An 8,590-nucleotide genomic window follows, 5' to 3' on the forward strand; every position below is an offset into this window, starting at 1 on the left:
CAATCGGTGATGGGTCGTCCTTCTCCGGAGGCCTCAGGGAGCTGCCAGCGCCGCGGTGCCGGTCGAGACTTCGGTGAGGACCGCCTCCAGCGCCTCCAGCAGGTGGCCCACCTGCCGGTCGGAAAGGCTTGGCTGGCAAGGCACATTGATCTGCCGGGTGAACCAGAGCTGCTCGGCGACCGGGCTTTCCCCTTGCCGGTGGCCTCGCGCCTGCCATTCCGGGAGCAGGTGCAGCGGGAAATACCGCAGCTGCATTTCGACGCCGGACCGGGACAGCCGTTCGACGATGGCGTCCCGGTCGGCCCCGGCGCCGGGCTCGACGAAGAAGGTGTAGAGGTGGTACGCGTTGACGACTCCGGGGCGTTCGGGAACCAGGCGGACGAAAGGGAATTTCGTGAGTACGTCGGTGATCCGGCCCGCGATCTCCCGGCGTCGCAACACCAGGGAGTCGAGCCTGCGGAGCTGGGCGATCCCGACCGCGGCACTCGGCTCCGACAGCGTCGCGTTCGTGCCGGGGTGACGCAGTTCGACGCAGCTGTGCGAGTACGAATTCCCCGGGTGCAGCATCCAAGCGGGCGCTTCGTCCCGGCCGCCGATACGTTGCGCCGAAGGGACGTAGACGGCGTCGGAGTCGTTGGATCGAATGCGCTCGAGCCGTTCCGCCCACTCGTCGGACGCCACGGTGATCATCCCGCCCTCGCCGAGGGTGGTGATGTTCTTGCTGGAATGGAAGCTGAAGCAGCCGATGTCGGCCAGCGCGCCGGGGCGCCTGCCGTGGTAGACGCTGCCCAGCGCGTGCGCGCAATCTTCGATCACCTTGATGCCGTGCTGCCGGGCGATCCGCATGATCGGGTCCATGTCGGCGGGCAGGCCGCCGTAGTGCACGAGCAGGATCGCCCGGGTGCGCGGTCCGATCAGTGCTTCGATGCTCGCCGGGTCGGCGTTGAGGGTGTTCTCGTCGACGTCACAGAAACGAACGGTGACCGGCAGGTCCAGCAGCGGCTGGATGGTCGCCTTGTACGTCTGTGGCGTGGCGATGACCTCGTCGCCGTGGTTCAGGCCCAGCAGGCCGATGGCCAGCTCGAGTGCCACGGTGCCGCTGGTGACCGAAAGCGCGTGGCGGCTGCCGACGAGCTCACGGAACCGGTCGTCGAACTCCGCGCGGTATCCGCCCGCCGACAACGGGGCCTGCGACCGCACGACCGTGGAAAGCGCGTCCAGTTCGGGTTCGCCCAGAAGGCTTCCGCGACTCGGATACGGGACCAGATAGGGCTCGGCTGAGGACATCGATGGTGCCACTTCCCCCCGGTAAAGGACTTCTGCTTGGCTTTCATCTTCGGACGGCGGTGCGCGCACCGGTATCCACCGTTGGATGTTCGGGGTTCTACGACCAATCACCCCTGGTCCCGGTTTTAGAACCACGGATGGACGCGGTGGTAGTGCCGTCTGAAGTACGTTCGATCCATGAGCGAACTGCGGGGGCTCCTCGCCGAACTGGGTGTCGAAGAGTCGGACATCGACGCGGATTCCCGGATACGGGCACATCTCGCCCTCGACTCGACCGAGACGGTGGAACTCGAGGCGGCACTGAGGGCCCGGTTCGGCGTGGTCGTGGACTTGTGGGACAAGCACGACTACAGCCTTTCCGAGCTGGAGGAGCGCATCGCGCGAGCACGAGAGTGAGGAAGGCCATGTGGGACAAGCTGGTCAGGATCGATCCGCTGCGGGCACGGCGATATCGGGACGCGGGATTGTGGGGACCCGACCGGGTGGACGAGACCGTGCTGGCTCCTTCCTTTTCGCGCGGAGGTGAACTCGCTTTGGTGTCCGGCGAACGGACACTGACCCACGGAGAGCTGCGCCTCGCCGTGAACGCGTGTGCGAAGCGCCTGAAGGACAACGAAATCCGGCGCGGTGACCTGGTGATCGTCCAGCTGCCGAACGACATCGAACTCGTCGTGCTGACACTCGCGCTGTCCAAGATCGGCGCGGCGCCGGTGCTCACCCCGACCGCGCTGCGCGAGTACGAGCTCGACCACGTCGCCCGGATCACCCGTCCGGTCGCCATGGCGGTACCCGCCCGGCACGCCCGGTACGACCATTTCGCGCTCGCACGGCGGATCCGCGACGGGAATTCGTCGCTGCGAACACTCTTCGTGTCCGATGTGGACAGTCCGGACGCGGTCGATCTGACTGAACTGTGCGGGCTTCCCGGCTCACCGGGCGAACTCGTCGACGGTGAACTGGCGACGCTCGACGATCCGGCGTTGTGCTTGCTGTCCAACGGAACCACCGGCCCGCCCAAGGTGATCCCGCGGCTGCAGGAGGCCTACGGCTATCAGCTGCGGACGACACCGGGGCTCGCCGGCGTCGGCCCCGGCTCGGTGTATCTCGCGGTCATGCCCGCCACCCACGGGTTCGTGCTGGGTTGCCCCGGCGTCCTGGGGACGCTCGGCGCGGGCGGCACGGTGGTGCTCGGACCGTCCGCCGAGCCCGAGGCGGCCTTCGCGCTGATCGAACAACACCTCGTGACCCATTGCACGCTGGTTCCGGCGCTGGCCGAACGCTGGGCCGACGCGGCCGAAGACACCGGGTTCGACCTGACCAGCCTGGAGGTGATCCAGGTCGGTGGCGCCCGGCCGCGGCCGGGTCAGGTCGAACGGATCCCGGCGGTGCTGGGCTGCGTGGTGCAGCAGTGCTACGGCATGAGCGAGGGCCTGCTGAACTACACCCCGACCGACGCCGACGGCGACGTCGCTTTCCACACCCAGGGCATGCCAGCCTCACCCGCGGACGAGATCCGGGTTCTGGACGACAGCGGTCGCCCGGTTCCGCCGGGCGGCACCGGGCAACTCCTGACCCGCGGTCCGTACACGGTGGGCGGCTACTACGGCGATCCGGACGCGACGGCCGGTGCGTTCACCGAGGACGGCTTCTATCGGACCGGGGACCTCGTCAGCCTGCATCCGTCCGGATCGCTGGTGGTCGAGGGGCGTTCCCGTGACGTCGTCAATCGCGGAGGGGAGAAGATCCCGGCCGCCGAACTGGAACTGCTGGCAGCCGAGCATCCCGGTATCGCGGCGGCGGCGGTGGTCGCCGCACCGCACCCGCGGTTCGGCGAGATCGTGTGCCTGTACGTGGTCCCGCAGGGGGACTGGGTGCCCGAATTACCGGCCGTCCGACGCTTCTTGCAGGAGCGCGGGCTCGCCCGCTTCAAACTGCCGGAGCGGATGGAGGTGCTCGACGAGTTCCCGTACCTGGGCATCGGAAAGGTCGACAAGACCGCCCTGCGCGCGGATCTCGCCGCCCGTCCGTCCTGAGTGGACGGTGCGACCCGTCACCCGATCCTCGCCCCGTGGAATCGGAGCCGGCTCGTACGCTCTCGCCCGGCCGGGCGAGAGCGTACGAGCGGTCAGATCCAGCCGTCGAGCGCCTTCAGGAAGTTGGGGAAGTCGTCGACGTGCACGTTGTGCGAGGTTCCCGTGACCGCCCGGACGGTGAAGCCGAGCGCCTCGAGCTCGGCTTGGCGCGGCGGTGTGGTCAGCACGCTCGGGTCGGCCAGCACGACCAGCGACGGCGCCGCCTCGATGACCGGGACGTAGGCGGTTTCCAGGTAGTCCATGTAGGTCGTCCGGACGTCCCAGTCGGACAGTTCTTCGAGCCGGACCTCTCGGGCCTGCGAGGTCCAATGCGGGAAGAGGCGTTCCAGGTCCGCGAGGGTGTAGTCCTTCTGCGGGCGGATGACCTGTTCCATCGCGGCGCCGAACCCGCCCTCGGTCACCCACCACGCGGGGTCGTCGTAGATCGCCCGCGCCGGGCGTAGCCGCTCGGCAAGCATGGACAGCACGACACCGCCCACCGAGTGGCCGACGACCAGTTCGGGCCGGTCCGGCACGACCTTGAGCACGTCGTCCGCCCAAAGCTCACGGCTGTAGCGGCCGCGGGGACTCTTCCCGTGACCGCGGAGATCCGGCGCGAGTACGTGATAGCCCCTCGCGGCCAGTTCGGGGCCCAGCTCCCACCAGGTCTTCGAACTGCCGGACAGGCCGTGCAGCAACACGGCCTTCCGATCGCCTTCGCCCCATTCTCTGACGTGTAGCGCCACCATTCCCGTGTCCCTCCAGTTTCAGCCCCGCGGCCGGTTCCGGGCCACCTGCAGGGTGGCTTCGCTCCAGTCGCGACGATGGCCCGTGTCCGGGAAGAGGTTTCCCGCGATCTCGACGGACTCTCGTTGGGTTTGTTCGGTCATCGGCCGGTTTTCGGCCTCCCAGTCCTTGAGGGCGCTCTCGAGGTCGTCGCCCGCGCTCGCCGCGGTGTCGACGGCCCTGGCGAGGTTCAGCGCGTTGAGCATCGCGGTGCCCGCGCCCTGCCCGATGGTGGGCGGCATCGCGTGCGCGGCGTCGCCGATGAGCGCGACCCGGCCCGCCGACCAGCTCGTCGTCCGGATGGCCTCGTACCGGTCCTGTCGTACCCGGTCCGGCAGTTCGGAGAACACCTCTCGCAGCGGCGGGAACGACTCGGCCCAAGTCCGCGGGTCGAGCGGCGGTTCGAGTGCCGGATCGCCGGGGAGCGCGCCGAGCAGCAGGTACAGATCGTCGGCGTTGCACGGCACGTAGAGCACCCGGCGGCGGGCCTCGTGATTCCAGAAACCGACGTAGTCGCGCCACCGGCCCGACCGGTCCGGCACCCGGTCCATCGGCACCAGGAAGCGCAGGACGGTGAACGGGAAGACGGTGTGGTCGTCCAGGAGATCCAGCGAAGTCCGCACGGCGGAACGGATGCCGTCGGCGGCGACGACGAGATCCGCGGCCCGGCGCGTGCCGTCGCGGGTGACGAGGATTCCGCCGGGCTCGGCCGCGATCACCGGGGATCCGGTCCGGAACCCGACCCCGGCGTCGCGCGCGGCCGTCAGCAAGGCGGTGTGCAGATCCTGACGGGTCAGCGTGATCATGCGGACACCGCCGGGCAGCGGCAGATCGTTCCGTCGCAGTACTTCGTCCGCGGCGGTGCGCTCCTCCCACCCGGGTGCATGATGCGCGCGGGCGAGCACGGCCTCTTCGAGCCCGAGCTCGCTCAGGACCTGTAAACCGTTCTCCCAGAGGAAGATCCCGGCTCCGAAGGCGCGCAGGGTGTCCGACTGCTCATGCACGCTGACGGTCCAGCCCCGCCGGGCGAGCTCGATGGCCACGGTCAAGCCGGCGAATCCGGCGCCGGCGATTTCCGCTGTGCGTTTCATCTCTCACAGCTTGGTCGTCCCGTTACGGCGCCGGAATCCACCGGAGGACCACGAAAAGGCTTACATCCTGCCGTCCTTCGCGAGGTGCCAGCCGGACGCCCGGTCGTTCTGCGTCCAGATCCGGGCGAACATCCCGCCGGTGCGCAGCAGCTCGGCCGGCGTGCCGCGTTCGGCGATCTCACCCGAGTCGAGCGCGACGACGTGGTCCGCGCCGGTCAGGGTGCCCGGGCGGTGGGCGATCACGATCACCGTGCGGTCCGGGTCCGCGCAGAGGTCGGCGATCGCGGCCTGGACCATGCTCTCGTTCTCCGGGTCGAGTGCCGAGCTGACCTCGTCCAGCAGCACGATCGGCGCCTGTTTCACGAAGGCGCGGGCGATCGAGACCCGCTGCCGTTCGCCGCCTGACAGTTGGGCGCCACCTTCGCCGACCCGTGTCCGCCAGCCGTCGGGGAGCCGTGCGACGACCTCGTCGAGCCGCGCCGCGCGTGCCGCCTCGGCGAATTCCGCCTCCGTCGCGTCCGGCCGGGCCAGCCGGACGTTCTCCTCGATCGTGCCGTCGAAGAGGTAGACGTCCTGGAAGACGATCGCCACCGAGCGCATCAGCGTGTCGTCGTCCAGCTCGCGGACGTCGGTGCCGCCGATCCGTACCACTCCCGCGTTCACGTCGGCGAACCGCGCGACCAGCCGCACGATCGTGGTCTTGCCGGACCCGGACGGTCCGACGAGCGCCGTCGTGGTGCCCGCGGGACACCGGAACGACACGGAACGCAGCGCCGGTGCCGAGTCCCCGTAGGAAAACGTGACGCCGTCGAACTCGATGTCGGTTCCGGCGAGATCCCGTACGGGACTCGCGGCCGCGGGCAGCGGTGCCGTGCGCAGGATCGCTTCGATCCGGCCGAGCGCGTTCTCCAAGGCCCGCAACCCGCCGATGAGCCCGTTCAGCGCGCCCAGCGGTTCCAGGTACCGGACCGCCAGCACCAGCAAGGCCACCGCGTCCGGTACCGGGAGGTCGCCGCCGAGCAGGAGCGCCGCGGCCAGCACCAGCATCGCGACGAACGCGACGAGGACGACCCCGGCGTACCCGAGACCGGGTACCAGCGTCCGGCGCAGTCCCCGCCGGTAGCGCAGCCGGTGCTCGTCGAGCGCGTCCCGCAGCCGATGCCCGCCCGTTTCACCGTATCCGGCGGCGCGAAGCACGGGCTGTGCCTGACCGAGCTCCAGCGCGCGTCCGGCGACCTCGGTCGTCGCCTCGTCGAGTTCTTCGTTGACTTCGGCGGCGATCCGCCCGGACCGGCGCATCACCGCCACCGCGATCGGCGTGGTGGCCAGCAACAACAGGCCGAGGCGCCAGTCCAGGACGAAGATCGCGGTCACCAGGGTCAGCGGCACCACGGTCGCCTGGACGACCTGAGGGCCGAGCTGCGCGATCAGCCGGGAAAGTTCCCCGGTGCTGGCGGTGACGGTCCGGCCGAGCCGGGCCTTGGTGGCGGCGTCGAACCAGCCGAGCGGGAGCGTGGTCGTGTGAGCCATGAGCCGCCGTCGCAGTGCCGCCGCGAGCCGCATGCTGGCGGCGAACCCGACCGGGGTGGCGATGACGGTGAGGAGCCAATGCAGGAGGACGCCTGCCGCGCCGATGGCCAGCCACGGCGTGGCCGCGGCGAAGTCGACCGGATCGGAGAGCAGGGCGTGCAGGATCGGGATGAGCAGGGTGAACAGCAGGCCCTGCAGGACGGAGAGCGCGACGTGCAGCGCACCCAGTTTCACGAGCAGGCCGGGCTGCGGCCACAGTGCCAGGAGCCGCCGGATCACGGGCGAGCCTCCGTTCCGGTGAAGTGCTGGGCGCGCCACATCCGGGCGTAGCGCCCGTCGGCGGCCAGCAGAGTCCGATGGGTGCCGGATTCCGCGATCCGGCCTTCTTCCAGCACGAGGATCTGGTCGGCTTCGACGACGGTCCGGAGCCTGTGTGCGATGACGATGAGCGTCCGTCCGGCGGTCAGCCGGGTGACCGCTTCCTGGATCGCGGTCTCGTTGTCCGGGTCGACCGCGGCGGTGGCCTCGTCGAGCACCACGATGGGCGCGTCGCCGAGGATCGCCCGGGCGAGGGCGAGCCGTTGCCGCTCTCCACCGGACAGTCCTGCCGTCCCGTCGCCGAGGACGGTGTCGTAGGCCTCCGGCAGGCGTTCGAGCACCTCGTGTATCCGTGCTTCCTTCGCGGCTTCCCGAACCTCCTCGTCGGAGGCATCGGGCCTGCCGACGCGGATGTTCTCCCGGACGGTGTCACGGAGCAGCACGGCATCCTGGAACACGAGCGCGAACCGGGACAGCAGTTCCCGCTGCTCGACATCCCGGACGTCCACCCCGCCCAGCCGGATCGCGCCGGCGGTCACGTCGTGGAAGCGGGGAAGCAGCATCGCGAGGGTGCTCTTGCCGGAACCGGACGGTCCGACGATCGCGGTCATCGTGCCGGGAGGACAGGTCGCGGTGATCCCGTCGAGTGCCATCCGTCCGCCGCCGTAGGAGAATCGGACGTCTTCGAGTTCGAGCGAGGTGCCGTCGGGGCTCCTCGGCCGCTCGGGCTTCGGCAGCGGCAGCCTGGCGAGCAGTTCCTCCAGGTGCCCGGCGGCCAGCCGTGCCTTGCGCAGGGTCTGCGTGCTCTGGACCACCGGCAGGATCGGCGTCGGCAGACCGGCGCCGACGACCAGGAAGGGCAACAACTCCGGCACCGTGAGCGAACCGGCCGAGACGAACGCCAGGCCCGCGGCGAGCACGACGGCCAGCACGGTCACCTCGGACATCATGACGCGGGTCATGGCCGAGCTGCGCTTGCTCTCCGACACCCAGGCCCGCATCGCCTCGGTCTGCTCGTCGACGGCATCGGAGAAGCGGCGAAGGACGCCACCGTCGGCACCGAACGTCTTGACCACCGAAATCCCGTCGGCGTACTCGACCACGGCCGAGCCGATCCGGCGTTCGGCCGCCATCAGGCGCCGGGCGTGGTGCGGCAAGGACCGCATCGACAGCCGGTAGCCGACCACCATCAGGGCCGGGACCGACAGGGTGATCAAGGCCATCCGCCAGTCGACGGCGACCAAATAGGCGAAGCCGCAGACGACCGCGGCCGTGGCCGCGACCAGCTCGCCCAGCGCGTGGGCGATGAGGTGGTGCATCTCTTCGATGTCGTCGGTCAGCGCCTTCTTGACCTGGCTGGCCCCGGCTTCGCGGAACCAGCCCAACGGGAGTCGCCCGAGATGACGGACGAGCCGGGTGCGCAGGTCGTGCTGGAGCTGGGCGTCGGCGTAGTGGCCGAGGTCGCTGCCGAGTCCGGAGACGACCAGCCGCACGACAGCGCCTGCC

Annotated in this window: 7 protein-coding genes; 2 read left to right on the forward strand and 5 right to left on the reverse strand. The window is 69.8% G+C overall.

Annotated elements, in window-relative coordinates; translation table 11 throughout:
- Nucleotides 1-33: 33 nt before the first annotated feature.
- Nucleotides 34-1,287 (reverse strand): DegT/DnrJ/EryC1/StrS aminotransferase family protein, encoded by a 1,254-nt coding sequence (locus B0293_RS04350; RefSeq protein ID WP_005151681.1) that lies wholly within the window; start codon nucleotides 1,285-1,287, stop codon nucleotides 34-36.
- A 177-nt stretch (nucleotides 1,288-1,464) separates the two neighbouring features.
- Between B0293_RS04350 and B0293_RS04355 the strand changes: the two genes are divergently transcribed.
- Nucleotides 1,465-1,683, forward strand: a complete 219-nt coding sequence (locus tag B0293_RS04355; RefSeq protein ID WP_005151684.1) for a phosphopantetheine-binding protein — start codon at nucleotides 1,465-1,467, stop codon at nucleotides 1,681-1,683.
- An 8-nt stretch (nucleotides 1,684-1,691) separates the two neighbouring features.
- Complete coding sequence (locus B0293_RS04360; protein WP_005151686.1) at nucleotides 1,692-3,320, forward strand: (2,3-dihydroxybenzoyl)adenylate synthase; 1,629 nt, start codon at nucleotides 1,692-1,694, stop codon at nucleotides 3,318-3,320.
- Between the two features lie 92 nt (nucleotides 3,321-3,412).
- Here the strand turns inward: B0293_RS04360 and B0293_RS04365 are convergent, their stop codons facing one another.
- The 4 genes from B0293_RS04365 to B0293_RS04380 all read right to left on the reverse strand — a co-directional run.
- Nucleotides 3,413-4,108: an alpha/beta fold hydrolase gene (locus tag B0293_RS04365; RefSeq protein WP_039915664.1), complete on the reverse strand. Its 696-nt coding sequence runs from the start codon at nucleotides 4,106-4,108 to the stop codon at nucleotides 3,413-3,415.
- A gap of 18 nt (nucleotides 4,109-4,126) precedes the next feature.
- A complete protein-coding gene (locus B0293_RS04370; protein ID WP_005151690.1) occupies nucleotides 4,127-5,236 on the reverse strand; it encodes an FAD-dependent oxidoreductase in 1,110 nt (369 codons plus the stop codon).
- A gap of 60 nt (nucleotides 5,237-5,296) precedes the next feature.
- Complete coding sequence (locus B0293_RS04375) at nucleotides 5,297-7,045, reverse strand: ABC transporter ATP-binding protein (RefSeq protein ID WP_005151692.1); 1,749 nt, start codon at nucleotides 7,043-7,045, stop codon at nucleotides 5,297-5,299.
- Nucleotides 7,042-8,590: ABC transporter ATP-binding protein (locus B0293_RS04380; protein ID WP_245820048.1), on the reverse strand; the 1,549-nt coding region annotated here is incomplete at its 5' end. The genes B0293_RS04380 and B0293_RS04375, both read right to left, overlap by 4 nt.

This window comes from Amycolatopsis azurea DSM 43854, from assembly GCF_001995215.1.
Classification (GTDB): Bacteria; Actinomycetota; Actinomycetes; order Mycobacteriales; family Pseudonocardiaceae; genus Amycolatopsis; species Amycolatopsis azurea.

Bases quoted from the DNA above. Each gene is read 5' to 3' on its own strand.
- B0293_RS04350 (WP_005151681.1), bottom strand. From the start codon at position 1,287: ATGTCCTCAGCCGAGCCCTATCTGGTCCCGTATCCGAGTCGCGGAAGC.
- B0293_RS04355 (WP_005151684.1), top strand. From the start codon at position 1,465: ATGAGCGAACTGCGGGGGCTCCTCGCCGAACTGGGTGTCGAAGAGTCG.
- B0293_RS04360 (WP_005151686.1), top strand. From the start codon at position 1,692: ATGTGGGACAAGCTGGTCAGGATCGATCCGCTGCGGGCACGGCGATAT.
- B0293_RS04365 (WP_039915664.1), bottom strand. From the start codon at position 4,108: ATGGTGGCGCTACACGTCAGAGAATGGGGCGAAGGCGATCGGAAGGCC.
- B0293_RS04370 (WP_005151690.1), bottom strand. From the start codon at position 5,236: ATGAAACGCACAGCGGAAATCGCCGGCGCCGGATTCGCCGGCTTGACC.